This is a genomic window from Leptospira sanjuanensis (assembly GCF_022267375.1).
Classification (GTDB): domain Bacteria; phylum Spirochaetota; class Leptospiria; order Leptospirales; family Leptospiraceae; genus Leptospira; species Leptospira sanjuanensis.
Genome location: NZ_JAIZBH010000001.1, coordinates 1,231,687 through 1,257,922, shown reverse-complemented (window position 1 = coordinate 1,257,922; position 26,236 = coordinate 1,231,687). Strand labels below are relative to the sequence as shown.

Here is a 26,236-nt window from a genome sequence, read left to right as displayed (position 1 = left end):
AAAAGACGAAAGAGATCAATGAAAGAAAAGAATGGAAAGCAAGAACAGGTTAGGACAACGGATTTCAATCCGGCGCAACCGCGCCTATCGAAAAAATCAGTCGCGGCGGCCCATCTCAAAAGTAAAATCAAGCGGTTTCTTAAAAGAATCGATTTGTCGGAACAAATGATGACTTCAAGTCTGCGATTTTCGAAATAGAGGACTTCGACAAAATGCGTTCTTTTCAGATGATTATTTTTAAAATCGAAAGAGGAATAAGAACGTTCTTTCTTCTTTTGAAGGCGGATTCTTTGGGTACATTTAAAACATTTCCCGAAACGGGGAAATACGTTGTAGCTCCTACAAAACCGTATGTTTCAATCTATTTGGATTTTCAAGGAAGGGATTGAAAAAAGCAGGAGTTCCCACAGTTTTTGATTTTGGGACAAGTTCTTGCTGAATCGAATCCATTCTCGCAGAAATCTTAGTTCTATCGCATTTCGCGGTTAGGCAGCAGCTTACAATTTATCAAAACGTCTTTCGAACAAACAACATTGCAATCAATCCAACTCTTCGGTTTCTACGAAATGGCTCCGAAAGAATTCCTCCACTCCGGTTCTGGAATACAAAATGCTACCGTCCGTCAATCTCCAGAATTTACCGAGCAAACCTTCTCTTCTGTAATCCCCTACTCTTCGAATCGTACGTTTCAACAACGCGGCAACTTCTTTCGGAGTCATCGTATCGTTCGGATCTTTCGGAACCGCGGGATCCGCCCGAAATTCCTTCGACGTCGAACCCGATTTGAATTCGTTTTTGCCCGCATTGCGGAAAAGAGAACCTTCCTGTGCAAATCCAACAACCGCCTGCGTTTCGTTTCCGCGATACACTCCCCGGCTCGAGTTTTTTCTTTTTTGAATCATGAGCCTAACGACAAAGCACATTCGTTTTTGTCAAGCCCGAGGGCATATTCAAAAGTTTGCATTCCTTTGCGCCGTGAACGGAAGCATTTCGGGCGGTCCGAAACATTTTCCGATCTTGAAGCGTCTAAAAATTCTTCCGAAAGGATTTTTTTGTCCGAGGGTGACGTTAAGATAATAACACGGAAATACGATGAACAAGGGCAGTTCGATTCTTTTCAAAAAATGAGAATCGGACTAAGATAGGAGTTGTCGATTCGAACCGTCTCGAAAAGCGAAATGCGATCGAGAGAAAAGCGGACAGACGGAACGTCCGGAACAAAGGAGAAATACAATGGCAAACATCATAAAAAGAGATCGCGTACGAATCCGTTTTCTCTGCGATCAAGTTGGAGAATTGAAATCAAAAGGTTTGAACGTCCGAACGGTTTTCGATCAGTGTTGGGATAAGATTCCGAACACTATGATTCAAAAACTCAACGCGGAAGAATTGCTCGTTTACATGCAAAGACATCTGCTTCCGACCGAAGTCGCATTATTATTGGCGACAAAAAACGAGGAACAGTATAAAAGCAAAACGGCGTAACGTTTAAATCGAAGCCGGATCGTTCGATTCTAAATCGCGGGACTTTAAATCGCTGCGATTATTCGGACAAAAAAAATCCCGAATCGGAAACCGACCCGGGATTTTAAACATTCAAATTTTTGAATGTTTTTTAGTCTTCTTGGTTTTGAAGCGAGAATCTTCCGATTTGAAGAACCGTGTAACGCGTTTCGGCCCCGGTCAGGTTCAACACGGCCGAATCTCCGACCTTCTTTCCAAGAAGCGACTTAGCAAGCGGAGATTGGTAACTGATGATATGTTTTTCCGTATCCGCATCCCAAGCGCCTAAGATGGAATAGGCGACCGACTCTCCCGTCGACTCGTTCTTGAGTTTCGCGGTAACTCCGATATTGATCTTGTCCGTTTTGACGTTGGTAAGATCCAGAATGATCGCGCTTTTGATTTCCGCTTCCAGACGTTTGATCGCCGCTTGCAGCTGAACTTGTTTTTCCATAGCGGCTTTGTATTCCGCGTTTTCCCGCAAGTCCCCTCTTTCCTGAGCCTCTCCGATATCCTTGGAGTTCTCCGGCATTTCGACGTTGAGAAGATGTTCGAATTCTTCCTTTTTGCGGTTGAGCGCCTTTCTCGTAACGAGAATCGCTCCTTCCGGAATGCGGTTGAGAATATCGTCGTCCTCTTCTTCATCGTCTTCGTCTTCGTCCCAAGCGATATCGGGCTTCAACTCGACGATCAAAGAATATAGACGTTCTTTTTCCAAATCCGTAAAATAAGGAACTTCTTTGTAAAGCGCGTAGAGTTTGCGGATGTATTCCGAATCTCCCGCGTTGATCGCTTCGCGAAGAACTTCGTCGTCGTTTCCGTGAAGAATTTCCTTACATGCGTTTTTGAGTTTGGTTCCTTTGTCCTCGATCTTAGCGAGAGGTTTGAATAAACGGAACACTTTCAGAATGAGTTCGAGACGTTCTTCCGGTTTGGAAGATACGAGCCATTCCCCTTCCCAAGTCTTGGTGAGAATGGATTTCGCGACCCAGATGAATACTTCGGGGGCCTCTTTCGCTCTCATACCCGCCGATTTGATAAACGCATTGAGAAGATCGAATTTTCCTTCTTCTTCCAAAATGGAGAATACGTATTTGTTCACTTTGATCGGAACCTCGAAAAGGATTCCGGTCAACACTTCTTCCGCGTTCGGTGCGTGCTTGCGCAACAAGTTCACGTATCCTTTTTTGATTTCCACGTTTCCGATCTTTGTGGAAATTTCGGTCAACGTCGATACGGGAAGAGATTTGATGAGTTCCGCGATTTTTTGCTCGGTAAGATGTCTCGGAATTTCCTCGTCTCCGAGTTCTTCCGACGCTGCTTGCAAATACAAGAACGCAACGATCTTGCGGACCGGATCCGCCGCTTCTTCCTCTTCGTAATAGAAATGGTTGAAGGCTTCGATCGCACCCTCCGCATCCTCTCGGTTGTCCAACGCTTCCATCGCGATATCGAGTTTTTTGTTCGAATCCGTCTGGTGCGTGAATTTTTCGGATAACTCTTCCGACAAAGAAATCGCTTTTTCGCGATATACGAGTTCGTCCTTTTTCTTCGGATCGAAACCGATGTTCGGTTCTTTTTTGATTACGTTCTTGGCTTTGTTCCACCACTTGGACCACTCGGCCAAAGGAAGAAATTTTCCGGAAACTTCGGACTTGATATCGGCGGTCAACATTCTGTTGTCGAAGGAGGTAAGAAGTTCCTTGAAGAAGTCCGGGATGTTGTTCTTGAAAAGATCCACGATCTCTTCTTTGTTTTCGTAGAACTTCACCCAGATATGATCTTTTTTCAGAGGTTTTAAGCTGGTGATCGCCATCTGGATCGAAAGTTTATGATCCTTTTTGTCCTTGAAGTCCACAAAAATGGAATCTCCGTTAGGCGAAATCGAAGTGATCTTTCCCACTCCCCAGTTTCTGTGAAGAACGTAGTTGTTCGTGTCGAACACGATGTTTCTTTCGAAGTTCGCGATACAAACCTTGATCGGCTTTCTGTTGTTTCCGATCTCGGACATCTTGAGAAAGTCTTCCAAAAGGGAATGATTCGCATACTTCGCTTTATACGCACGGATGAGTTCGTTTCTTGCTTTGTTGGAAGAAGCCTCGTGTTCGAGAATCTTCTTTAACAAGTAGATGACCTTCTCCCAATCTTCGAGTTGTTTGTAAGGTTCTACGATCGGATAGAGATAACCGACAAGTCTGGTTCTTTCTCTGTGACCCAACATGATTCTTTCGATTCTTTCAAAAAACTGAAGATCCTCGTGGTTGTTGGTGACGATGATCGGCCAGATTTCCTCAAGCTGAACATAGTCTTTCGTTTTTGCAAACGTCTCGATCGCTTGTTTGAGATAGGTGATCGCTCTTTCTTTATTTTCTTCTAATATGGAAAGCGCGTATTTTTTGAGGATCTCGGGATTTTTACGGTCGTGCTTAGCGAGTTTTTCCAGCACGACTTTGAGTTCTTTGTTCTTCTTTAATTTTTCAAGAGCCTCGGCCTTGTATTTAAGCGCGAGTCTTTGATCCCCGTATTTCAGGATCTGATCGGTAATGTGTTCGATGATCGCCCACTTCCCCGCTACTTTAAAAGATTCTAATAGGTTTTTTAATAAACCGGAGTCGCTGATCTCTCCTCTTTCGAGGGAAAGAATTCCGAGTAGATAACGAGCAGAGATGCTGTCTTCGTGTTCCCCAAGATACTCTTCTATTTTTTGTTTCGCTTCGTCTATTTTTCCGGCTGATTTGTAAAATTCGATGAGATCGTCAAAAATTTTAAATTTGGATGCAGGAATGGAGTTCGCATCGGTGCGAACATAGATTTCTTCGTTGAAAAGAGATGTCAGCTTATCCAGATCGCTGGCCGGTCTGGATTCCGTAGTTGCTGATATTTCGTTAGACATAGGATACTCCACCGATTGAGTCTCGGCTTGATAGAAAATTGGGACGTTTGGGGTTAAATTCCTCTCTGACAGCCCTGTATTTATCAATTATAGCCAAGTTGGCTTATCCGTAAACCAGAATTTAGAGAGAGGGGGATTTCCCGGCAAAGCCGTCGTTTCGGCCTTACCGAGCGCGGAAGAAACGGGATTTAGAACATCCCGTTGATCAAAGATTTTACTTGTTCGCTCCTGCTCCGCCGCCGCATTCTTTTTCGACTTTGGTCTTGAGCATCTTATCCAATTTGTGCTTCGTCTTGCAATCGTCGTCGTCGAAATCGATGGAAGCTCCGTCGAAGTGAACTTCGAACACGTCCGAAAGAACTCTAAGTTCGTCGAAGAAAACGTAAACCGTTTCACCGCTCGTATCGGGGCGGGAACGAATTTTAAACTGTTTGAAGACGATGGTCTTTACTTGCGGATATGAATTCACGTCCTGAGGAACTCCCTGAGGAATATGAACGGTGAGAGGTCTCCATCCGATAAAGTCGATCGATCCGAACTGAAGGATATGCGTGTCGCCTTTCCAGTCTTCGATCCAACCTTCGAGGTTGTATTCGTTTCCTCTTCCGCAAACCCAAACCGAGATCGCCTTGCTCACACCCGGAAATTCCACTCCGTAAATTTTCGAAACCTTTCTTTGGTTGTTGGAATCCAAATACGCTTTGGTGCGAAGAACTTCGTATTCCGGAACTCGAGGAGGACGAATCGTTACCGAGTTGTCTCCCGGATACGTGAATTGGAATTTTACCCCGAGAACTTTCGCAGTTCCCGCATCCACGTTCTTGATGTCTCCCGGTTTTCCGGAAATCAATTTCACTTCTCTCAGAGCTTGCGCGTTTTGCGCGGTCGCTTGATAAGCTTGCGGTTGTGCGTTTCCGCCTTGCGCTTGTTGCGTGTCCTTATCGGTGAAAACCTCCCAACCGTAAGGAGCGGAACCCGCGGGATTGTCCCAAGATTCAACCGTGATGGATCTGAGTTCCAATCCGCTTACGTCGATACCGGTTGCGGTGTCGATTCCGCGTTTTCCTTTGATGATGTTTTGTCCGTTAACCATTCCCAGGAGAATCGCTCCTCCGAGAATTGTTGTCAGAGCCGCTGTAATTTTGAACGAGTTCATGAACCTTCTCATGTTTGCTTTCCTTTCTTTAGAAGATTACCAGTTATCTTTAATTTCCGATCCAGGATACTTCGCATCCGATTTATCGGCACGAACTTCCAAATCGTCCACATAAAAGTAGAATTGTCCGCCGACTTCGTGAACGTCGCTGGTTACGAAGAGGGAAACGAAGTGAAGATTCTTATCCAAAAGAGCGAATCTCGTACTTTGAGGAACGTAACCCGGAATCGTCGCGGTCAGTTTTCTCCAACCGAAATAATCCAATCTTCCCAAGCGGATATTATGAGTGTTGCCTCTGTAATCCCTTAATTTAGCGAACAGAGTGTGACGGAATTTTCTTCCAAGCGCCCAGATGGACAACTGACGCGCTTTTCCTTTTACGACATACTCGTGGGGAGGAAACACTTCCACTCGATCGAATCCCCTGTTCGTGTAGTTGGTTTTTACACCGAGGATGTGGTTCTTTTCGATCTGATCTCCTCCGTTATCCGGAACGGTGTTTTCGTCGAACACGTCTCTCATCAGACCTCTTTGAACCATTTTGAGAACCTTGGTTTCTCCGAGGGGGGTCGTGGATTTAGCTCTCCAGTCTTCGGCCTCTTCGAAATTCTCGAGAATCAGTTTCTCAAGAGGATCCGGGGTAGCTCCTGTTTGCTGATTTCCACCAGCCTGATTGTTTCCGGTCTGCTGGCTATAGACACCTGGTACAGCAAGAATGCAGAGCAGTCCGGCAAGTAAGATGATCTTCTTCCTCATGAGAATTTCTCCTGGTTACAAAATACAAAAATAAAAAATCGTTTTAGAGACGGGTCTCGTAATTCTATCATAGAATTTACGGATGGAGAAAAAATCTGATTCTACTACCCGTCTCTGTATAAATATCGGAAGAGAAAGGATCAAAATTAGCAAACGAAAAAGTTTTTTAGGAAAATGAAGATTTTTTTCTACCGAGCGGACCGAGGGGAAATTCAAGTGTTCCGACAAAAGCGCGGCCTTTTTACTTGTGCAAACTGAGATTTTCTGATAGAGGAAAACCTCCGGAGTTTTCCCGCCACCACACCCCACCACCCGAAACGCGGGCGGGCCGCCGTTTCACGGAAAAATCGTCGTAGTTCCGACGGATTATCTGTAAATTAGATTCAGCTTTCTGAGCAAGAGGTTATGGATCGAAGAAAGCCGCTTGCTCCGTCGATTCCAGGCTACGCAAATCGCCCATCCGTATTAAAAACAACCAGCTCACTCTTCCTTCCCTTTCCCAAAGAATTTCCCCAAAAAGATACAAACGAACCAGGAGTAGTTCAGGAAGAACAAACCAGAAAGTCCGTACATCCCGGCTCGAACCAGTTTTTTTTCCGGGTCGGCGATCGGGCGGAAAATGATAGGATGCTCTGAAATCGGGAATTTATAAATCTTACCGGCGTCTTGAACGGAAAGTTTATAATAGGGATAGAGGGAATGATTCTTGAGATTCTCCCCCCAAAAAAAGACGGAACTACCCCAAGAACAGTTCGGAAGTTCCATCCGTTCGCAAGCGACCCAAACCTGAATCGGATCTCCTTCTTTCCAACTTGCTGCGACCAACGGCGCGACGTGAAAGTAAATCGTTTTGGCTCGTTTGGGTTCCGACTTCGCTCGGCTGATCGCCGATCGGGAAGAGACATAGTCGGTAAGAATTTTCACTCCTCGAAACACAAGAATTCGATCGTTTCCGAATTCTCCGCTTTGCGCTAAATCGACGTTCTTCCCCACCGGAATTCCGAGAAAGAATCCGATGCTGTGACTGATATAAAGCGCGGAAACTCCCGCGGACAAAAGGCTCAGGAAAAGCGCGACGTAGAGCAGATTCCCGAATTTCGTGCTGAGTCGGATGACCAAAAAAAGCAAGGGGAGAAATAGAAACAAAAGCAAGGCGGCCGTAACCAAAACCGAACCGTAGATTCCGAGCGGTATAAAAAGAAGAGCCATTCCGTCCACGAGACAAAACCCTATGAGCAGAAGCTGCCAGGGAGAATTTCGAGAAGGAGGTCCGGGCGGATAAGGACGATCTCCGGTTTTTACGAGCGCGATGATCATAGTTCACTCGACGACCAATTTCTGATTCAATTGTGACCAGATTTGTCGGATGCGATCAATCTGTTTTTCCGGACCCGCGACGGAAAACAAAAGCCCGCGATTTTCCCGTAAATAATATTTTTCCAAGATCACGATCGGAACTTTTCGTCCGTCTTTGTGAAAAAAGTCGAATCGGCTCGCGTACGAATCGTCCTCTTTTTTTCTGCGGAAGTTCATCTCACGGATGGTTCGAGGATTGATTCCCCGTTTGAGATCCCAAAGTTGAAAGTAATTTTTGGAAGTATAAATCGACGCGACCGGATGATAAGTCAAACCGATCGTGAGCGAGATTCGATCAGGTCTGTAATAGAGAAATTTTTCGGCTTGGGAGCGATAACTTTTTTCCCATTCGTCCGCTCCGAAATCGGCGGGAACGTCGATATAAAACCGACGCACCTTCCAAAGATGATCCCCTTCGGTTCCGCTTTCCGGCGATTCGAGTTCGGGAAAATAATGTTTCCACTCGTCCGTCGTTTCGAGGGAGAATCGAAACGGTTCACTTTCCAGTTTTAGAATATTCTTTTTTATGCAACCGTATGGATCGGTCAGATCGTCCGTTTCGAGGCGCTTGTGCGCCATATGTTTCAGCAAACGGCTCAGATCTTCGCCCGCTTTACGCGATTCTTCCGGCGCGAGTTTGCCGAATTGGAATCGATAACAAAGTCCGATTCCTTTGAGAAGCCGGATCGCCGAATACGGTTCTCCGTGATCCGCTAACGCCTTCGCTTCGCTTGTATGCACGTCGAGTTCGGACACATCCGGAAAAACTTCGCGATATTCCCGATCGATCAAAAACTCCACTCTTCCGTCTTTGTAGAATCGATAATTTCTACCGCGGGAATCGGTCTTCCAGACAAAGTGCGGGTCGGGTCGAAAGAGTTTCATGACTCGGTTGTAGAGAATGGCTTCCTTTTGTTCCTGATCCGCGAACCAAGAACCGCGAAGAAGAGGATCAACGGAAGTTTGCGGATTTGTCTGCGGTGGAGTCCCTTGTCCGGATAACGGAAGGAAAACGAAAGAAAGAATCGCAGCAATACAGGGAATAAAAACGCTTCTTTTTTGAAAACCGAAACTGCGATGGATGATTTTGAACATGGGTGCCGCTTACAAAGGATATTTAGAAATAAGAACAGACGCAAGCTCAATTCTTTCCCCGAACCGATCCTACGATAAGGCTCCCGGCGGCAAGACGCCGGGCTTGCTCCAAACTATGTTTTAGAATTTCCTAATTTAGATTCGGGAATCGTTTTATAACCTACGATTTTTCAAACCTTTCGAAAACGATCGATCGCCTTGACTTACGGATTCGCCCGATGCTATTTACCCCAAGGCGACCAAAATGGAAATAAATAATAAACTTAAAATTATTAAACGGACATTCAAAAATGGAAATACGCTCCGCGTCCTATTCATACTTTATGGTTTTTGCATATTCCTTTACAATTGCAGACCAACGTTCGATCCGAGCGCCTGCGATCCGGCCAGCGAAGTTTTCAGACAAAGTCTCGCGTTAAAACTCGCCTTCAACGACCCGAGCGGAGAAGTCTGCGGTTATCGTTACGGAAGAAAGATCAATCCCAATCTAAAGGTATTTCAACAAAATCCCGCAAGCGGATTGACCTCCGTTTCAAGAGGAACGGGCATCGAGCTGACATTTAGCGAAAAGATGAGTCCGGAAACGCTGACTTCTCAATCAACCGCGGGAACCTGTTCGGGTTCGGTCCAAGTCAGCTTCGACGACTTCGCATCCTGTATCGAAGGGAATCTGGATCTCGCTCAAAATCCGAAAATCACATTCAATCCTTCTAAAATTCTTCGATCGGGAACCCAATACAAACTCAGGGTAACAACGGACGCTTTGAACGAACAAGGCGAACGTATGGCGTCGAATTACACGAGCTCTGGCGGTTTCGGCACGAGCGGCGCTTGGGCCTTCGTTTCCAATTATCAGAATTCTCAGATTTGGCTGTTTACGATGGATCCGAATACCGGACTTTTGCAGACTCGAACGACGGTTTTCGTGAATACAACATCGGGAGTTTCCTCGATGGCGATTCATCCTTCCGGAAAATTCCTTTTTGCCACGATGGCTTCGGAGATCACAACCTACAGGATCGATACTTCTTCGGGAGATATCACGTTCGCCTCGACTTATCCCGTGCCTTCTCCTTCCAAAATCGTAGTCGAGCCCGCGGGAAAATTCGCGTTTGCCACCGGGGCGGCGGCGGATACGATCTACTATTTCAAAATCGATCCTGTAACGGGCGCGCTTTCTCCGAACATCGTTCCCGGATTGGGAGCCTCCACTTCACCGCAAGCGATTTGTTTGAATCCCGCGGGTAATAGTCTTTTTGTGTCCATGAACGGAGGAGGAGGTATTTTGTTTTTCGGTTTGGACTCGACCGGAATCCCGAGCGCCAGATCGAACACCCCTTATGCGGCGGGTTCCGTATTCCTCAAGACCGATCCTACCGGAGAACATTTGTATTCGGTTAACAATACCACAAACAACGTGGATCTCTTTACGATCGATTATACGAACGGACTTTTGCTCGCGGGAGGCGCTTACAACACGATGCTCACGCAACCCACAAGCATCGATTTCGATCCCGCCGGGAAATTCGCGTTTATCTCCAACTATGCGTCCGCGACTACCAACATCGTCATTCCCACGCGCAACTCTTCGGGAGTTTTAAACGTATGGGGATCGGCGATCACTTCGAGCATGGGAACACAGAACGTGATTTTGGATTCTTCCGGTAAATACGCTTTTTCCACCGAGTCGACGGGAAACGTCGTCAATCTGTATACCGTGGATACGATCAACGGAAGCGTATCGCCGAATATTCCCAATATCGTCGGCGCCGGTCCGGGAAATCCCGGACCATATGCGATCTTAATTTACTGAAGAATCGGGTTCTCTGTCGGAACGGCGTTTTTTATCTCAATAATCGTATTTTAAAAATGGCAAAATACTTTCTAAAAAAAATAATTTTTGATTCTCGTAATGGTCAATAAAACGTTCATCCGTATCGGCAAGAATGTCTTTTTCAGGACAATTAGATTCGGTCGCGATCTTTGTAATTTGCATTCTTAGCAGATCCCTTTTGAATTCGACATTAGCAATTTGTTTTTCATTTAACGTCATTAGGATAAAATACATCCTCAAAAGAACGGGAAATAAATCATAATTGCTCGTTTCAATAAGACCTGCGTATATTTTATCGTCACGTACTTCTTCGTCTTCAGCAATCACATTGGCTTTAACCACGTAAATACCTTCTTTAAGATATTCCAACGATTCAGAACTGATTTTATACGTTTTCAATTGTCCCACAACCAACTCTTGCTCAGAAGATCTTACAGCAATACTTCCGTTTAAAAGTATTTTTAATGTTCCCGGATCAAAATTCCGAGGCATTGTTATCTTATCAAAGAAGGAATAATGTTTATTAGTTAACTCATGCTCTTTGTTAACTTTAAGCTCACATTGTCTCGTATATCCGATTAAACCATTTGACAACTTAATTTTAAAAAAACCTAAGCCCGATATACCGCAAAAAAGACGGTTTTTTGTTGTCTTGAAAGATCCTTGAAAATTATGAATTTTTGCTTCCGCCCTGTTCAATTGTAGATTAAAATACGATCTATATCCGGATGTCTTAATATTCAGCAAATCGATATGCAGCAATTTATACTCCTCCAATAGCGCAAGGTCTTCTGAAAACAAATTGCTGCTAAAAAAGGCAAAGCAAAACACCAGAAATATCCGGAATCTCATTGATTTTAAAGTATTCTGAAATAACAAATCATCTCCACCAAAAAGCAGAATCGCCCGCATCTCCTAAGATACCGCACAAACGACCACGCCACGAATCTACAAAAAATAATTCGAATATTACAAAATTATAAAGATTGAACGTTCCAAAAACTAAATCATGGTTTACGAAATCCTACTTCATACTCTTAAACCGTCTCAGCACTTCCGAAGAAAATTCGGAGATCGCCTTTTCTTTACTTTCGGCGACGATCGAAGTTTCATCAATCCATCCGTAAGGTCGAACCGCGGAAGAAGAAGCTTCGGATTCTGTGGTCAGATATAAATATTCGTTTCGAACATCCCAAAGAGTCGCTTCGAGCGTGAAGGTGGATTCTCCCGAAGAACCGGGAACGAGCCAAATTCCAACGATGGTCGCGTAAAGAATACTAAGAAGATTCGGCTTTTGATTGTAACGGACGCCGGGTTTGATCACGAGAACGGCGTCGGCCCCGTAACGCGCGGCAAGAAGACGGATTTTTTTGATTCCGTCCAACGTTCTTGTCCGGACAGGATAGTGATCCCGGAAACCCGGAACGTGCGTTTGTCGATCCATGTCGTAAACGGATTCCGAAATAAGAAACATCTGCGATACGATTTTATCGGCCTTTAAAGTTTCTTCGATCGTTAGGAACGCGGATTTATTCTTCGCATCGATTCGATAATTGTATCCTTCCGGATAAAGAATATAAACGCCCACGCGAAAGGGAAATCGGAGCTGCGGCTTTAAAGAAAGATAATGTTTGATTTCTTCGGAATCAATCACGATCTCTTTCGGGTCCACGGGAGGCAAAGGACCGCGGTCGTACCCGGTGCTGGCGCAACTTAAATAGAAATAAAGCAGGAAAATAATCGGAATCGCCTTTTTCATAAAACCTCTATCAGTAAAGTATAAAATTCTTATTGATTCAATTCGTCCGACAAACCGTTGGAGAAAAACTCTCGTTCGATCATTTTCAAGATGGTTTTGGGAACGGTAGCAGTTCCAACATCGTTTTCGATACAAACTACAGGGAGGAGTTCCCACAAGATTGAACGGAAATCCTTAGAAACAGCGCCTTCTAAACTCACAAACCCTCTCGAACTCATCCTTCATATCCGTCAAACTTTGAACTACAGACTCGATTCGAAACGATTTTCGAAAATGGAAGGAGATCATCCATTTATTTTAGATGCAAAGTTTTTTTTGCAGGAGTTCCCACAAGCTTTGTAGGAAGACAACCCAGCGCAGGAGTTCCCACGCAAATTCTTCGGAAGACAGTCGGCCGCAGGAGTTCCCACAAAATTTTCATCACGGAAGAACGCAGACGTAAGAGTTCCCACACCCTTGCTGAAACATAGGATCGTATGAGTTCCCACATTTCTCCGAAATTTCAGTTCGCACCCGGAAACAAAGAACGCAGATCGTTCAGCGAACGAATTCCCTGAATCTGAATGTCCAAATTCTTTTCCAGTTCGCCTAAATTTCCTTCCGGCAAAATCACCTTCTTCATCCCGACGCCCGCGAGTTCCTTCACGCGAAGATTTGCCTGTCCGATACTGCGCACTTCTCCCGAAAGTCCGACCTCGCCGAGAACACAGGTTCCCTTCGGCAAAGGCTGATCCAAATAACTCGAAATGATCGAAGTGCAAATCGCAAGGTCTAACGCGGGTTCGTCGGCGTTCAAGCCGCCTGCGAGGTTGCTGAATATATCACATTCTCCTAATTTAATTTTGATATACTTTTCGATCACGGCCGCGAGCAGAATCACACGTCGTGTGTCCGGACCTTCCGCCATTCTTCTTGCTTGGGGAAAGCCTGTCTTGCTCACAAGCGCCTGCACCTCCACGGTGAGAGCGCGGCTTCCTTCCAGAACGGCGCTGATGACGGAACCGCTTCTTTCTTCCGCGCCCGCGCTTACGAAGATTCGATTGCGATCGCCTACTTCCCGTAAGCCTCCCGAAAACATTTCAAAAATCGCAAGATCGCCCACCGCGCCGAAACGATTCTTTACCGCGCGCAGCAATCGGTAATAGTTGAGCCGATCCCCTTCGAAATACAAAACCGTATCGACAAGATGTTCCAGAACCTTAGGTCCTGCGATCGCCCCTTCCTTCGTGATATGGCCCGTCATCAACACGGGAATCCCCGTTCTCTTTGCGGTTTCCAAAAGTACCTGCGTACATTCCCGAAGCTGCGTGACGGTTCCCGCTTGATTGGGCAGCGCTTCTCTCGCGATCGTTTGGATCGAATCGACAAAAACCACCGAAGGCCTTTCCCCTTCGATCATCGCGGAAATATTTTCCGCAAACGTTTCGGAAGTCAGCAAAAGATTGGAGGAACGGATTCCCATCCGCTCTGCGCGCATCCGAATCTGGGAAGGAGATTCTTCCCCTGAAATATAAAGAACGTTTTTTTTTGCCTGTGTCAGATAACGCGAAACTTCGAGAACCAAGGTCGACTTACCGACTCCCGGCTCGCCGCCGATCAACGTCAAAGAACCGGGAACCAATCCTCCTCCCAAAACGATATCGAGTTCTTTCAAACCCGTTCCCATTCTTGTAAGAGATTCTTCTCCTACCTTGTCTAACGGAGTCGGCTCCTTATACGTTTTGTGTTTTTGAGAATTCCCGTTCGAGGAAGAAGCGAAACGTTCTCCGCCGACTTCTTCCACGATGGTGTTCCAATTCCCGCAGGACTCGCACTTGCCGGCCCAACGCGAATAATCCTGACCGCAGGATTGACAGATAAAATTTCGAACGAGTTTCTTTTTCAATGTTCGAAAAGAGCGGGCATCTCAAGCCAATCGATCTGGTTGAAAACGGGAAGACAGGCAAAGGCTTCTCTCGCAAGAGAATCGCGCCCTTCGCGCACTAGAATTTCCGTGAGTTTTTGTTCAAGGGAGATCAGATATTTCACGTCTCCGCTCGCGTAGTCGACTTGGTCTTTGGTAAGAATTTTTTTCCCCCAGTCCGAGGATTGATTCTTTTTATCCAAATTCTCATCATAAAATTCTCGGATTAAATCTTTGAGACCGTGTTTGTCCGTGTAGGTACGAGCCAGTTTGCTCGCGATCTTCGTGCAGAAAACGTTCTGCAACGCGATGCCCAAACGATAACGAAGAAAAAGAGAATCCATTCTCGCGAAATGAAAGATCTTCACGATCTCCGGATTTTCGAATAAGGATTTGAGAAGCGGCGCTTCTTTTTGATCGGGAAGAATTTGAACCAAACTTACGTTATTGGAAGAATCGCAGATCTGAACCACGCAGAGCCTGTCTCTTCTGGGATTGAGTCCCATCATTTCGCAGTCGACCGCTAGACGGTCGTCCGCCTTGTATTCTTCAAATCTTTTTTGCGAGAGATCCCCGGGAAAAAGCTCCGGTTTTATAGTTGAAGGTTTTGGAGGCATAATTTCATAATAATCCGTACCGCACGGTTTCGGGAATCAAAAATACAAAACAAGGCCGCCGGAATTTTAAAAAGTTCCCGATCGAAAAAAGAAAAACGACTCAAAACACTTAGAGAAACATGAGAGCCATTTTAAACTACAAAGTCTATGAGGATTTTTATTCGTCCTCGTTTGAAATTTCGGGAAAGGAAGCGAAGACCAAGAGCGATTGCGGAAATTTCTCGCTTTCGCTCGGTCATAAAAAAACGGGAAAGAATGAAACATTCAAGCCGGTTCTCGAATGGGTGGGCGATCAAAGACCCAAGGCCGGAACGGCAATCCTTACCTTGGAAATCGAACTTCCTCCGCACTCGTTGACGGAGCCGAAGGTATTTCAACACGGATATCAATCCTGGAGTCTTTCGGCGGTTCACTCGCTGAGCGAGCCGGACGAATCTCCCAAACTCGATTTTCTTCAGTATTCTCAGGAAAACATCTACACACATCCTTCCAACGAAAGCGGAGATTGGCACAGCGAAGGTATGCTGCTTCTGATTTCTTCGACCAAAGAACCGCATTACTTTGTCGGAGCGACCGGTCCCGGAGAACAAGGAGTCAAGTTTCGGGTTCTTTCTTCTGAGCGGAAAGAAGAATTGGAAAATTCCAAAAAGAAAACCTGGATTTCCCAGTCCGGAGTTTCGTTGATCTATGATTTTTACCGTTACGAAGATTTTCGCGGGAATAAACTTTTTTTGACTCCCGTCGGAGTTTCCCGATTTACGATTTCACCCGAAGCTTACTTAAAAAAGTATTTTAGTGAATTAGGAAAAGCTCATAAAGTAAAATTGTCCGCTACGCCGGTTCCCACCGGCTGGTGTTCTTGGTATCACTACTACACGAAAATTTCCGAAAAGATCATTCTGAAAAATCTCGCTCTCGTCAAAGAGAAGAAGTTGCCGATCCAATTTTTTCAGATCGACGACGGATATCAGAACGAGATCGGAGATTGGCTCACGACCAACGATAAATTCCCCGGAGGAATGAGGCTTTTAGCCGAGGAAATCCGAAGAGAAAAACTCACGCCCGGAATTTGGCTCGCACCGTTTTTGGTCCGGAAAAAATCCGAGTTCTATCAAAAATATCCCGAAGCCGTTCTCAAGGATCGGGACGGAAAGCCGGTGCCCGCGCTTTGGAATCCTCTCTGGGGAATGGATTACACGTATGCAATCGACGTCACGCATCCGACTTCCCGCGATTTTCTGGAGAATGTCTTTAAAACCCTCGTAAAAGAGTACGGATATCCGTATCTCAAACTCGACTTTCTGTACGCCGCCCTTCTTCCCGGATGGACCTACGACCGCGGAATCTCACCTCACAAACGTTATGCGGACACGATCCGCTTTATCCGAAAAGTCGTGGGCAAGGACGTATTTCTTTTGGGATGCGGGGCGCCGATCTATCCTTCGATCGGGTTATTCGACGCGATGCGGATCAGCTGCGACGTCGCTCCGTTTTGGGGAAGGGAAAAGAAGCGGATTCTCGTAAAAGACAAACACGCGCTTTGTACGGAACGCGCCTTGATCAACGACATCACCCGTTCTTCCATGCACAGAACTCTTTGGTACAACGATCCGGATTGTCTGCTCGTACGCGAAAGCAAAAATCAGATGAACGCTGCACAGACCCAATTGATGGCGAGCGTGATGGCCGTGAGCGGAGGAATGATTCTCGTCAGCGACGACCTTTCCCTGATCGGAGACGAAAGACTGGCCTTGTTGAAAAAGACGCTGGAACTCGGAGCAAAGTGCAGAACCAAAACTCCTCTGCCGGTTGGAATCGCATCGGGGTTGTTTCCACCGGCGCTTTATAATCCGGCAGGCTTTTTAGGAATGTGGAATCCGAGCGAGGAAGAAACTACGATCGAAATCCAAGTTCCGTTCGTATCGAAGTTGAAACAATTCCCGGATTATTGGACCGGAAAGGTTCCTGAAAACTTTGAGTATTCATCCAGAACGGGAATTCTCAAACTAAAACTTCCCGCGTTCGGCTCCGTCGTTTTACAAACCGCAAAAGTTGTTTGACTCGAAGGAAGGAAGTTGTAAAATTCCTTCCGAAAAAACAACTCAACGGAGAATCCATCTGATGAAACGCACTCGAAAGCTGCTGATGACTTTAACAACCGGACTTTTTATCATCGGCCTCAATCACTGTTTTATTTTCGAATCGATCTCGACCGGAATCAACTCTCTCAGCAAGTCTTCCGATTCTTTGGAAAGTCTTTCCAAATCCGTAAAATCGATTTCCGGTTCGATCAGCTCCATCTTTTCCTCTTCTTCCGGAGACGATGAGAAAAAAGAAAAAGCGTATCTCAAAGACGTGCGCGATCTGACCGCGATGCACGTAGAAAACGGATTTCAGGAAATCGAATTCAAAAACGATCTTTCGACTCTTGCGCTTCAAAACGGACTGACCAACTGGAAGGCGTTGCGCGTAACGTATCTCGGAATCGGAAGCGGACTCAAAAAAGCCGGAGTAAGCGAGGAAAAATTTTCCAAGTTCGTTTCCGAAATGGGAAGCGCTAAACCGGAAGTCGTCGAATCCATCCGCAAAGGATATCATCAGCTCTGAGATTTTTTCGCTTCCTCTTTGCGACGGCCCTGCTCTTTCCTGCGGGGCTGTTTTCCGCACCGACCACCGTCGATTTCATCTACGTAGACGCAAACACCGGACAATCCAGCGGAGGACATACCGGAATCCGAATCGGAAACAAGGTATATCACTATCAGTTCTTTCCCGACGATATCTTTCACTTGGTGAGGGAATCGTATGACGACTTCGCGTTCAGCTATAACATCGTATCCAACCGAACGAGCGTTCTTACCAGACTCGCATTGACCGGGAAAGAAATTTCCGTTCTGGAAAGCGGACTCAACCGCTTGTATCTCGTTCAATTCCGCCATCTTCAAAATCTGGAAACTCTCAAAAAGGAAACCAAGTTCCTGGAGGAATTGAATTCTCCCGAAAAGAAAATCGGACTGCGTGCAACGGCGTATTTCGATTCCCGCGATCGATCCCCTTTCGCAAACGAACTAAAATCGCGCCTTGCAACCGATCTTGGGGAGAATTATCTGAGGGATCTGGAACAAACCCTAAAGGACGCGGTTCTTTCCGAAAACGGAGAACTGATGAATCCGGAATTTCCTCCGTTGCCGTCCAAACTCACTCGAGACGGTTTCCCTTTTTTCAAACCGGGTTCTTATTTACGATTGCGGGACGTACTCGAAGGAATCGCATTCTGCCAAATCCTAAAGGAAGAATGGGGGCTCGATTCCGAATTCAAAATTTTGAATATGCAGGAATCATTAACTTCCGAAGAGACCGAACTGTTGAAAAGATTCCGCATCAAACAAACCGAATCCCTCGTCCAAATCCTCGCTGAAAAAGATCCCGGCTGGGCCTACAGCGCCCTCGTCGTATTGGGCAGGCTGCACGCGATCGAAGAAAGCGTCCGCACCGGACGACCCGTGTTTTTATCCACTTTTCCGGAAGAATCCCCCATCGTGTATCAGGAAGACGAAAACGACAAAGAGGCTTTAGACCATCTTTCCAAAGAAACCTGGGCCGTCGTTTCGCTCGCCCGCAAAAAAATATCCGCCTTACGCGAGTTATCCGAAAAGGAATATCAGATCTGGGAAGACGCGACCAACCGCGCCTACGAACTCCGCGAAGGAATCGAAACCGCAATTCCCGTTCGAGTGACTTCGGGAAAACTTCTTCCGCAAAGGGAAAAACGGTTTTTGATTCCGATGCGTTTGCCCTCGGACGAGATCCTTGCCGGATATCTAAAACTCGCCAAGGAACGGGAAAAGGAATATCACTTCCGATTAAAAAAACTCTATCCGTTTCATCTTCTCTTTGAAAACTGCACGACCGAAATCGTAAAAAGCGTTCAAACTTCGTTCGAAAAACAGGAAACGAAGTTTCCCGGTAAACCGATCGACTTTCGATATTCCTTCGCATTCATTCCGTTCCATGCTTCTTATTCCGTTTCCGAACACTGGAAAACGGAAGGGGAAGAAACCCTTCTCTCCTATCGAAGAAAGAAACTGGAGGAACTCCGGCGACAAAATCCGGGTTGGAAAACTTCTATTCGTGAATCCTTCACATTCACTTCTTCGATCTACAAAACGAATCGGGAAGATCATTTTTTTCCGATGTTCACGGACGACGTATTTTGGGTACGTCCGGTCTATGGAACCGTGAATCTATTCGCAGGTTTGGGAATGACCGCGGCGGGAATCTTCACTTCTCCGCTCGACAAAGGCGAACGGTTTCGAAAAGGATTTCAATCCCTCTTTTTCAGTTTTCCTGAATTCGTTTTTTTTAATATTCGAAAAGGAACGTTTCCTTCCGTCGGCATGAAGGAAATCCCGGAAGAACTTTTCCGGTTTCAAGACGAGGACTGAAATTCCTTATCTGACTTCCAGAAGAATATAGGAAGCGTCGTCCCTGTATTCCCGCGAAGGAATCGCGGAACGAACATACGTATCGAGCGCGTTCTTCATACGTTTCAACGGGTCCTGCCCGGACTTATGAATCTGATTCAATTCTTCGATGAGAGGATGACTGAGGTTGTTGATGATTCCGTCCGAAAAAAGAAAGATCACGTCCTTCTCCGTAAAACCGATTTCGTGACTTGGAAAATCGACGTCCTCCAAGATCCCGAGCAGTTGTCCCGACTTTTCCTTTAAAAAAGAAAATCCGTCCTTGTGGAAGTGAACGGGAAAAGGATGTCCTCCTCTCGCATAAACGAGTTTCTTTTCGTCCGGAAACAACATCACACAGGCGGCCGTCATACTATGGGTTCCGATATTCAGACAGAGTTCGTGGTTCATTCGTTTTAGAATTTCGCTCGGATTGTCCGAAGTCTTAAATTCTTCCCGAGCCAAGGTGGTCATCAAAAGGGCGATCAATCCGGAAGTAACGCCGTGATCCTCCACGTCTCCGAGAAGCAATAGAACCGATTTTTCCTTTTTGAGCACTACGTTGAAATCGCCGCTGACAAAGGAAACCGGAGTCACGTCGGCTTCCACCTTGTACGGGCTTACGTCCGGAATCGAAAAAATCTTTCCCTGAACTCTCGACGCAAGGCGAAGATCGCGCATTATCACCTCGTCGCGCAAATCCTTATCCTTTAGAATAGTATAATAATCGTATGCTCTTTGGATCGCGATTTGGACCGTCTGAATGGAAAACGGTTTCAACAAAAAGTCGCTGGCTTTGTGGGTAAGAGAAGTGACGACATTGTTGATGTCGCGTTCTCCGGTCATCATAATGACTTGGGTTTTCGCTTCCAGGTTTTTGAAGTAAGGGAGAATGTCAAGACCGCTCGTTCCCGGCATGTGAATGTCCAGAAACACGATGGGGTTCCGTTCCTTTTCGAAATATTGTTTTCCCTGTTCGACGGAATCGAAAAACACACTCTGATATCCGAGTTTGCTCAGAATGAGTTCGAGGGTTTCGCCTACGTCCCTGTCGTCGTCAAGAATGATGATTTCCGGTCTTAGGGAAAACTCCGCCATATTAAACTTTCCTTATGTATTTGGTTCCCGAAACGATCTTATTCACTTTTCTGTAATATTCCTCGTCGAAAAGCGCCGATTCGAGATAACTGTTGATGCAGGAGACCATCTCCCCGTATTTCCAAACATAAACTTCTCCGGAGGAAGCGTCACAGATTTTTTCCGTGTGAATCTGATCGCTCAATTCTCGGAGATTCGTTCTGCTGAAGGATTGAAGAATCGCACGGAATCTCCCCTCCTTTTCGGGGTCCACGAACTGAAAGGATTTATGAAATAATACCGCGTCGTGAAAGTATTCCGGAATGTTAAAGGCGCCGTACGCTCCCATCTTTGTGGCGAGAATGCGGATAAAACCGGTGATCTCGTTCATCAGAGAAAGACCCGGATATTCCTGTCCCTGATAGAGTTTCTTTTTGGCCTTCATGTTTTTCATCTTTAGGTTCTGGGTCAAGAGCCAGTCAATATAAACGAGCTTATAAGATTGATCCAGCTTTTTAAACTGAAAGTCGGAAAATTTTAGACGCATGTGAACGAGAATCCCGCCGGATGGTTCCTTGATATAAATGCGGTTGTCCATATCGGAGATTCCGTCCAAGGATATCTCGTAGTCGTTATAACCTCTTGCCTGTAAAGTGCGGAAGATCCCCGCGCTTTCGAGCATCTCCCTGACTTCTTCCGCTGTGAATCGATTGAAGAGACTGTTCTCGATTCCGAGAGACGTATGAAATTCTTTCGAGATGTCGATCATCCCGAGTTCTTGACTTTCTAGAAATCCGGGATTTCCTTTTTTCTTATCCGAGTCAGAAAAGATACTCATGTCACTCGGCCGCAAACACTTTGATCGTGTTGTAATGAATCGTCACCGTATCGTGAAAGTCCTTCGCGTATCCGCCCGCGGGAAGAATCACTGTGCGCGCGTCCAATGCCAATGCGAAGTCTCGCACGATTTTGTCCCGCTTACGCAGACCTTGGAACGTGAGTTTCAAATCTCCAAGCGAATCGCCTTCGAACGGATCGGCGCCCGCGATGTAATAAATCAGATCGGGTTTGAACTCGGATCGAATGCCGTTCAGAGACTTCTCCAAAAGTTCCAAATATTTTTTATCGTCCGTTCCTTCTCCGAGCGGTATATCGAGTCCCGATTTTTCCTTTTTTGGATATAGATTTTCCTGGTGCATGGAGAACGTAAAGACGTCCGGGTCTTCCTGAAATACGACGGAATTTCCGTTTCCTTGATGCAGGTCCAAATCGATAAAAAGAATTTTTTTACCCGGATGTTGTTTCTGAAACAGCTTCCCCGCGATGGCCGCGTCGTTCAGGTAACAGAAACCTTCCGCGCGATCCGGCATACTATGATGAAAGCCGCCTCCGATATGATAAACGAATTTGTATTTTTCGGTCAAATCCGTCGCAAGAATCGTTCCGCCGACCGCTAATACGAAGCTATGTACGATTTGTTTGGTGAGCGGAAGCTCCGAATTCTGCGTTCTTTCGGTGAGCTTGAGCGAGAAAAAATCCTTTAAGAATTCTTTGGTGTGAACTAACGCTAGATCCTTATCCTTAGCGGGATCTGGTTTATAGATATAAAGTTCCGCGAGTTTCGGATCTTGTTTTACGAGATTATAAACCATCTGGTATTTCCGTGCGGGAAATACATGAGGACCCAGATCCATATTATAATCCGGGTGATACACCAAACCAATTCGTTCTAACTGCTTCTCCAAGGAGAGGACGCCTATTTTTGGTTCATTCTATTTTCCGGTTTCCGTTCGTAAAGAGGAAATATTCGCTGGAACAACGGAAGGCGTTTGTCTACAATTGCCGTTCATGAAAATCCTGAACGGGAAAAAAACCAAAATAGTCTGCACGATCGGTCCGGCCTCCTCTTCCGAAGAAACCGTTCTTTCCATTCTCAAATCGGGAATGGATATAGCCCGAATGAATTTTTCACACGGCACGCACGAATCCCACAAAAGAGTTTACGACACGCTTCGGAAATGCGAGCAAATCTCCGGTTTTCCTCTGGGGATTATGGCCGATTTGCAAGGTCCGAAGATTCGAACGGGAAAATTAAAACTCAATTCCATTCTTCTCCATAAAGACCAGGAAATTACGATCGTTCCCGACGCGGAATATCAAGGCGACGAACACACGATCGGATGCACTTATCCCAATCTGATAAGCGACATTAAGGAAGGAGATAAGATTCTCATCGACGACGGGAAACTCGTCTTGAAAGTCGCGTCGAAAAAATCGGATTCCGCCGTTTTGAAGGTAATCGTCGGCGGGATTTTGTGGAGCAACAAAGGAATCAATCTTCCCGGAACACCGATCTCCGCACCCGCCCTTTCCGAAAAGGACGTGGAGGACTTGAAGTTCGCACTTTCTCTCGGCGTAGACTACGTAGCGCTTAGTTTCGTACGAACAGGAGCCGACTTGGAGTTAGCGCGTTCCCTTCTCGAAGGAACATACGCGGGACTGATCGCAAAGATCGAAAGGCCCGAGGCGATCGGAAACATCGACGAGATCATCGAACGCGCGGACGGAATCATGATCGCGAGAGGAGATCTCGGAGTGGAGATCGAAACCGAAAAAGTTCCCATCCTTCAAAAAGAACTCATCTACAAACTCAACCAAGCGGGCAAACCGGTGATCACCGCTACGCAAATGTTGGAATCGATGATCGAAAATCCGAGACCGACAAGAGCGGAGGCGAGCGACGTAGCCAACGCCGTGATGGACGGAACGGACGCAGTGATGTTGTCCGCGGAATCGGCGAGCGGTCATTACCCCGTAGAATCCGTGGAGATCATGTCCAAGATCATTCAAGAAACCGAAACCATCGATCATATCTACGAGATTCATTGGAATATTAAAAAAACATTTTTGGAATCGGAACGTACCGCTCTCGGAAACGCGGCGCGGGAAATCGCGCATGGAATTCACGCCAAAGCGATCGTGAACTTTACGAGAAGCGGTTATTCCGCCTTGATCACGTCGGAAATGCGTCCGAAAGTTCCGATCTATTCCTTTACTCCGTTTGCAACGACTGCGCGAAAGATGAAACTCTATCGGGGAGTGATTCCGTTCGTCATGCCGTTCTTTACCAGATTGGAAGACATGATCGCGTATATGAATCAGAAACTGAAAGAGGACGAGTTCCTGTTTCCGGGAGATAAGATCGTGATTCTTTCCGGAGCGCCGGGAGCGACCGTACGCAGTGTGGACTTTTTACAGATTTATAAGATTCACTGAGGGAAACGGCTACCTGGAGTCATCGATCCCCGGATAACTCCAGCGCACGTTTTCTAAGTTTAGAATTTTATAAAATACGAATTCCAGGAAACTGTTTGAATTCCTTGAGGATCTGATGCGAGATCTTCGTCTTCATATCGCGCCGCTCCCGGACGTGGGTCAAATAACGCAGAGAAAAAAGAATTCCCCCTTCTTCCAAAGAAAGATAAACGATCGGAGAAGTTTTACCCAATCGGACCAGATAATTTTTGGAAAGCTCTTGAAGAGTATAATCGATCTCCCCTTGATCGATGATCGCGTTGTTGCGGATGATTCCGTTCAGCAATTCCTCGGCCTTTTCGAAATCGGAATCGTACGGAATCTTAATTCTCATCTCGTCCCAGACATAGTTCATCTTATCCTTTACGACGATCACCTGACGCAGAATCACGAAATGGTTCGGAAAATGAACGAGACGGTTCGTGGATTGATCCGACTTCGGATCGGAGGAAATCTCCATCAACGTAAACCGATTCATCCCGATATTGATGACGTCTCCCCGAACCCCTTCGATTTCGATACGATCCCCCACTTCGAAACCGTTGCTTCCGTGGATAAAAAACCAACCCACGAAGTTCAACGTGATGTCCTTCAACGAAATGACGATACCGGCTCCGGCCAGACCCATCACCGTGGGCAAATAAGAAAGTCCGGAGAACACGACGGGCAAAAGAGTTACAAGACCCAAAATGACGAACGACATACGGGCCATTTTTCTTCTGTTGTAACGGGAGGTGACGTCGATCGTAGGTTTGAAAAAATCGAGAACGATTATGATGACTTTGTAGGAAAGAATCAGGAAAATGATGAAATAAACGACTAAAATCAATTCTTCCGCAAGGCTCCGTTCGTTCAACTTTAGAAGAATAAACGGATTGATACTTTTCAGAAAATCGATTTCGAAACCCATCAGAGACCTTTTTGTTTGCGGATGGTTAATACGATATCCCTGGATTCTACGGGAATATCGAACACCGGAGAACCGGGTTTTTCAAGAAGAACAAAACGGATAGAACCGCCCACGTTCTTCTTATCGTGTAACATGTGTTTCGCGAGTTCCTTCGATTTCAGCTTCGTCTGAAACGGAAGTTCGTAATTCTTCAGCGTGTCGATCGTTTCCTGAGTGATAACCGGATCGAGACCGGATTTCAATTCGCTTAATAAAAGTGCGGTTACAAGGCCGATTCCCACCGCTTCTCCGTGCGAATATTTCTTATACTTCGTTACCGACTCGATCGCGTGCGCGGTCGTATGTCCGAGATTCAAGATCTTTCTTAAGCCCGTTTCCTTTTCGTCGCTCGAAACCACGTTCGCCTTAAAACGAACCGACTCCGCGATCAGATACGGAAGAACCTCCGAATCCACATTCAAATCCTTGAATGAATGCGCTTTTACCTTTTCCCAGTATTCTCCGCCGGAAAGAAGCGCGTGTTTGATGATCTCCGCCTGGCCGCATCTCCATTCGCGCGCGGGCAACGTGGACAAAGCGAACAAAGGAGCGAACACGAACTCGGGTTGATAAAACGAACCGATCATATTCTTACCGAGATCGGCGTTCACTGCCACCTTTCCGCCCACGGAAGAATCCACGCAGGCGAGAAGTGTGGTCGGAATCTGAACGAATCGGATTCCTCTCAAATACGTGGACGCGATAAAACCCGCAAAATCGCCGACTACCCCGCCTCCGAAGGCGAGGATTAAAGACTTGCGATCCGCACCGTATTCAATGAGTTTATTATATACTTCTCCGGTTCGATTGATATGTTTCGATTTTTCTCCGCCTTTGACGTAGATCTCTTTGACCGGAATTCCGAGAGAGGAAAATTCCTTTTCCAGATATTTGGAATACAACGAATGAATCGATCTTTCCGTGATCAAGAATACGGACGTAACTCCCGGAAGTTTTAAAATTTCTTCCGATAAGCCGGAAAGATCGGAGTGAAGTTGAACCGGAACGGATTTGTGTTCCGTGTTCACGGTAACGGTTTCGATAAGACTCATTTTTTTTCTGATACCCAGGTGCTTTTGATAAACGGCGCCGATTGAAAATCCCCTGCCAGCAGAAAGGATTTGATATCGGGTCTAAGATCCATTTCACGGACCGCCGCCGGAGAAAAATAACCGAAACCCGTGATCGCCTTTTCCTTCAAGTTGAGTTCGGGAACTTCTTTTTTGACGCTCACCGCAAAGACGAGTTGGATGAGATGTCTTTTCCCGCCGGGTTCTATGGACTCATTTAAGAGTAAAAAAGACGCCGATTTCATTTCAAGAGAAAGTTCTTCTCTCAGTTCCCTTTTGAGAGCGTCTTCCGCGCTTTCCCCGAACTCGATTCCCCCGCCCGGCAAAAGCCAATAATAAGAATCCTTTTTCTTTTGTTGAATGAGAAGAATTTCGTTCTGCGAGTTTTCGATCAGAGCGGCGACTCTGACTCTCATTCCTTTCTTTTTAAAGAAAAAATCCATCTACTTAGATTGTCGTCCTTTGATCCGAGGAATCTTGATTTGGAAAG

At 46.0% G+C, this 26,236-nt stretch carries 21 protein-coding genes and 1 pseudogene; 6 read left to right on the top strand and 16 right to left on the bottom strand.

Annotated elements, in window-relative coordinates; all coding sequences use genetic code 11:
* Positions 1-539 precede the first annotated feature (539 nt).
* Positions 540-902 (bottom strand): helix-turn-helix domain-containing protein, encoded by a 363-nt coding sequence (locus LFX17_RS05620; protein ID WP_238745561.1) that lies wholly within the window; start codon positions 900-902, stop codon positions 540-542.
* 331 nt (positions 903-1,233) lie between these two features.
* On the opposite strand from LFX17_RS05620, the gene LFX17_RS05615 reads away from it, so the two are divergent.
* The gene (locus LFX17_RS05615) at positions 1,234-1,485 is read left to right on the top strand and encodes a hypothetical protein (protein ID WP_238729380.1); all 252 of its coding nucleotides are present in this window, start codon (positions 1,234-1,236) and stop codon (positions 1,483-1,485) included.
* A gap of 130 nt (positions 1,486-1,615) precedes the next feature.
* Here the strand turns inward: LFX17_RS05615 and greA are convergent, their stop codons facing one another.
* From greA to LFX17_RS05590, 5 genes and pseudogenes are all read right to left on the bottom strand, one after another.
* Positions 1,616-4,396, bottom strand: a complete 2,781-nt coding sequence (gene greA / locus LFX17_RS05610; protein WP_238729379.1) for a transcription elongation factor GreA — start codon at positions 4,394-4,396, stop codon at positions 1,616-1,618.
* 214 nt (positions 4,397-4,610) lie between these two features.
* Positions 4,611-5,564, bottom strand: a complete 954-nt coding sequence (flaA1, locus tag LFX17_RS05605) for a flagellar filament outer layer protein FlaA1 (RefSeq protein WP_238745559.1) — start codon at positions 5,562-5,564, stop codon at positions 4,611-4,613.
* A gap of 24 nt (positions 5,565-5,588) precedes the next feature.
* Positions 5,589-6,308 (bottom strand): flagellar filament outer layer protein FlaA2, encoded by a 720-nt coding sequence (gene flaA2 / locus LFX17_RS05600; RefSeq protein WP_010575492.1) that lies wholly within the window; start codon positions 6,306-6,308, stop codon positions 5,589-5,591.
* 480 nt (positions 6,309-6,788) lie between these two features.
* Positions 6,789-7,625, bottom strand: a complete 837-nt coding sequence (locus tag LFX17_RS05595; protein WP_238729377.1) for a hypothetical protein — start codon at positions 7,623-7,625, stop codon at positions 6,789-6,791.
* 3 nt (positions 7,626-7,628) lie between these two features.
* Positions 7,629-8,621 (bottom strand): annotated as a pseudogene (locus LFX17_RS05590) (LIC10775 family protein); the annotation flags it as partial.
* Between the two features lie 382 nt (positions 8,622-9,003).
* Between LFX17_RS05590 and LFX17_RS05585 the strand changes: the two are divergent.
* Positions 9,004-10,572: a beta-propeller fold lactonase family protein gene (locus LFX17_RS05585; protein ID WP_238745555.1), complete on the top strand. Its 1,569-nt coding sequence runs from the start codon at positions 9,004-9,006 to the stop codon at positions 10,570-10,572.
* A gap of 36 nt (positions 10,573-10,608) precedes the next feature.
* Here LFX17_RS05585 and LFX17_RS05580 read toward each other — a convergent pair whose 3' ends face one another.
* The 4 genes from LFX17_RS05580 to LFX17_RS05565 form a co-directional block, all read right to left on the bottom strand.
* The gene (locus LFX17_RS05580) at positions 10,609-11,445 is read right to left on the bottom strand and encodes a hypothetical protein (protein WP_319941263.1); all 837 of its coding nucleotides are present in this window, start codon (positions 11,443-11,445) and stop codon (positions 10,609-10,611) included.
* A gap of 172 nt (positions 11,446-11,617) precedes the next feature.
* A complete protein-coding gene (locus LFX17_RS05575) occupies positions 11,618-12,352 on the bottom strand; it encodes a hypothetical protein (protein WP_238745551.1) in 735 nt (244 codons plus the stop codon).
* Positions 12,353-12,854: 502 nt separating this feature from the next.
* Entirely contained in the window at positions 12,855-14,237 is a 1,383-nt protein-coding gene (radA, locus tag LFX17_RS05570) for a DNA repair protein RadA (protein ID WP_238745548.1), read from the bottom strand.
* Positions 14,234-14,872, bottom strand: a complete 639-nt coding sequence (locus LFX17_RS05565; RefSeq protein WP_118955398.1) for a ribonuclease D — start codon at positions 14,870-14,872, stop codon at positions 14,234-14,236. Before LFX17_RS05565 ends, radA begins: the two co-directional genes overlap by 4 nt.
* A gap of 119 nt (positions 14,873-14,991) precedes the next feature.
* Here LFX17_RS05565 and LFX17_RS05560 point away from each other — a divergent pair, with 119 nt between their 5' ends.
* The 3 genes from LFX17_RS05560 to LFX17_RS05550 all read left to right on the top strand — a co-directional run bounded on the left by LFX17_RS05560 (position 14,992) and on the right by LFX17_RS05550 (position 19,317).
* Positions 14,992-16,932, top strand: a complete 1,941-nt coding sequence (locus LFX17_RS05560) for a glycoside hydrolase family 36 protein (protein WP_238745545.1) — start codon at positions 14,992-14,994, stop codon at positions 16,930-16,932.
* A 61-nt stretch (positions 16,933-16,993) separates the two neighbouring features.
* On the top strand, positions 16,994-17,479 hold the full coding sequence (locus LFX17_RS05555) for a putative lipoprotein (RefSeq protein ID WP_238745543.1): 486 nt from the start codon (positions 16,994-16,996) through the stop codon (positions 17,477-17,479).
* A gap of 29 nt (positions 17,480-17,508) precedes the next feature.
* Positions 17,509-19,317: a hypothetical protein gene (locus LFX17_RS05550; RefSeq protein WP_238747684.1), complete on the top strand. Its 1,809-nt coding sequence runs from the start codon at positions 17,509-17,511 to the stop codon at positions 19,315-19,317.
* Between the two features lie 6 nt (positions 19,318-19,323).
* On the opposite strand, the gene LFX17_RS05545 is transcribed toward LFX17_RS05550, so the two are convergent.
* From LFX17_RS05545 to LFX17_RS05535, 3 genes are read right to left on the bottom strand one after another with little or no spacing between them, the layout of a single operon-like run.
* On the bottom strand, positions 19,324-20,433 hold the full coding sequence (locus tag LFX17_RS05545) for a SpoIIE family protein phosphatase (RefSeq protein ID WP_238745540.1): 1,110 nt from the start codon (positions 20,431-20,433) through the stop codon (positions 19,324-19,326).
* A 1-nt stretch (position 20,434) separates the two neighbouring features.
* Complete coding sequence (locus tag LFX17_RS05540) at positions 20,435-21,250, bottom strand: hypothetical protein (protein ID WP_238729366.1); 816 nt, start codon at positions 21,248-21,250, stop codon at positions 20,435-20,437.
* 1 nt (position 21,251) lies between these two features.
* Positions 21,252-22,157 (bottom strand): histone deacetylase family protein, encoded by a 906-nt coding sequence (locus tag LFX17_RS05535; protein WP_238745538.1) that lies wholly within the window; start codon positions 22,155-22,157, stop codon positions 21,252-21,254.
* Between the two features lie 103 nt (positions 22,158-22,260).
* On the opposite strand from LFX17_RS05535, the gene pyk reads away from it, so the two are divergent.
* A complete protein-coding gene (pyk, locus tag LFX17_RS05530) occupies positions 22,261-23,688 on the top strand; it encodes a pyruvate kinase (RefSeq protein WP_238729364.1) in 1,428 nt (475 codons plus the stop codon).
* A gap of 67 nt (positions 23,689-23,755) precedes the next feature.
* On the opposite strand, the gene LFX17_RS05525 is transcribed toward pyk, so the two are convergent.
* The 3 genes from LFX17_RS05525 to LFX17_RS05515 are packed head-to-tail and all read right to left on the bottom strand — an operon-like array spanning position 23,756 to position 26,189.
* On the bottom strand, positions 23,756-24,637 hold the full coding sequence (locus tag LFX17_RS05525) for a mechanosensitive ion channel family protein (protein WP_118955409.1): 882 nt from the start codon (positions 24,635-24,637) through the stop codon (positions 23,756-23,758).
* A complete protein-coding gene (aroB, locus tag LFX17_RS05520; protein WP_238729363.1) occupies positions 24,637-25,728 on the bottom strand; it encodes a 3-dehydroquinate synthase in 1,092 nt (363 codons plus the stop codon). Before aroB ends, LFX17_RS05525 begins: the two co-directional genes overlap by 1 nt.
* Positions 25,725-26,189 carry an NUDIX domain-containing protein gene (locus LFX17_RS05515; RefSeq protein WP_238729362.1) on the bottom strand — a complete coding sequence of 155 codons (465 nt, stop codon included), beginning with the start codon at positions 26,187-26,189 and terminating at the stop codon, positions 25,725-25,727. The genes aroB and LFX17_RS05515 overlap by 4 nt, the downstream gene beginning before the upstream one ends.
* Positions 26,190-26,236 lie beyond the last annotated feature (47 nt).

What these genes read in the sequence shown, in the direction of transcription:
- LFX17_RS05560 (WP_238745545.1), top strand. Translation starts at nt 14,992, where the DNA reads ATGAGAGCCATTTTAAACTACAAAGTCTATGAGGATTTTTATTCGTCC.
- LFX17_RS05620 (WP_238745561.1), bottom strand. Translation starts at nt 902, where the DNA reads ATGATTCAAAAAAGAAAAAACTCGAGCCGGGGAGTGTATCGCGGAAAC.
- LFX17_RS05565 (WP_118955398.1), bottom strand. Translation starts at nt 14,872, where the DNA reads ATGCCTCCAAAACCTTCAACTATAAAACCGGAGCTTTTTCCCGGGGAT.
- pyk (WP_238729364.1), top strand. Translation starts at nt 22,261, where the DNA reads ATGAAAATCCTGAACGGGAAAAAAACCAAAATAGTCTGCACGATCGGT.
- LFX17_RS05555 (WP_238745543.1), top strand. Translation starts at nt 16,994, where the DNA reads ATGAAACGCACTCGAAAGCTGCTGATGACTTTAACAACCGGACTTTTT.
- LFX17_RS05595 (WP_238729377.1), bottom strand. Translation starts at nt 7,625, where the DNA reads ATGATCATCGCGCTCGTAAAAACCGGAGATCGTCCTTATCCGCCCGGA.
- flaA1 (WP_238745559.1), bottom strand. Translation starts at nt 5,564, where the DNA reads ATGAGAAGGTTCATGAACTCGTTCAAAATTACAGCGGCTCTGACAACA.
- LFX17_RS05545 (WP_238745540.1), bottom strand. Translation starts at nt 20,433, where the DNA reads ATGGCGGAGTTTTCCCTAAGACCGGAAATCATCATTCTTGACGACGAC.
- aroB (WP_238729363.1), bottom strand. Translation starts at nt 25,728, where the DNA reads ATGAGTCTTATCGAAACCGTTACCGTGAACACGGAACACAAATCCGTT.
- LFX17_RS05575 (WP_238745551.1), bottom strand. Translation starts at nt 12,352, where the DNA reads ATGAAAAAGGCGATTCCGATTATTTTCCTGCTTTATTTCTATTTAAGT.
- LFX17_RS05515 (WP_238729362.1), bottom strand. Translation starts at nt 26,189, where the DNA reads ATGGATTTTTTCTTTAAAAAGAAAGGAATGAGAGTCAGAGTCGCCGCT.
- LFX17_RS05540 (WP_238729366.1), bottom strand. Translation starts at nt 21,250, where the DNA reads ATGAGTATCTTTTCTGACTCGGATAAGAAAAAAGGAAATCCCGGATTT.
- LFX17_RS05580 (WP_319941263.1), bottom strand. Translation starts at nt 11,445, where the DNA reads ATGAGATTCCGGATATTTCTGGTGTTTTGCTTTGCCTTTTTTAGCAGC.
- LFX17_RS05585 (WP_238745555.1), top strand. Translation starts at nt 9,004, where the DNA reads ATGGAAATAAATAATAAACTTAAAATTATTAAACGGACATTCAAAAAT.
- flaA2 (WP_010575492.1), bottom strand. Translation starts at nt 6,308, where the DNA reads ATGAGGAAGAAGATCATCTTACTTGCCGGACTGCTCTGCATTCTTGCT.
- LFX17_RS05615 (WP_238729380.1), top strand. Translation starts at nt 1,234, where the DNA reads ATGGCAAACATCATAAAAAGAGATCGCGTACGAATCCGTTTTCTCTGC.
- LFX17_RS05525 (WP_118955409.1), bottom strand. Translation starts at nt 24,637, where the DNA reads ATGGGTTTCGAAATCGATTTTCTGAAAAGTATCAATCCGTTTATTCTT.
- greA (WP_238729379.1), bottom strand. Translation starts at nt 4,396, where the DNA reads ATGTCTAACGAAATATCAGCAACTACGGAATCCAGACCGGCCAGCGAT.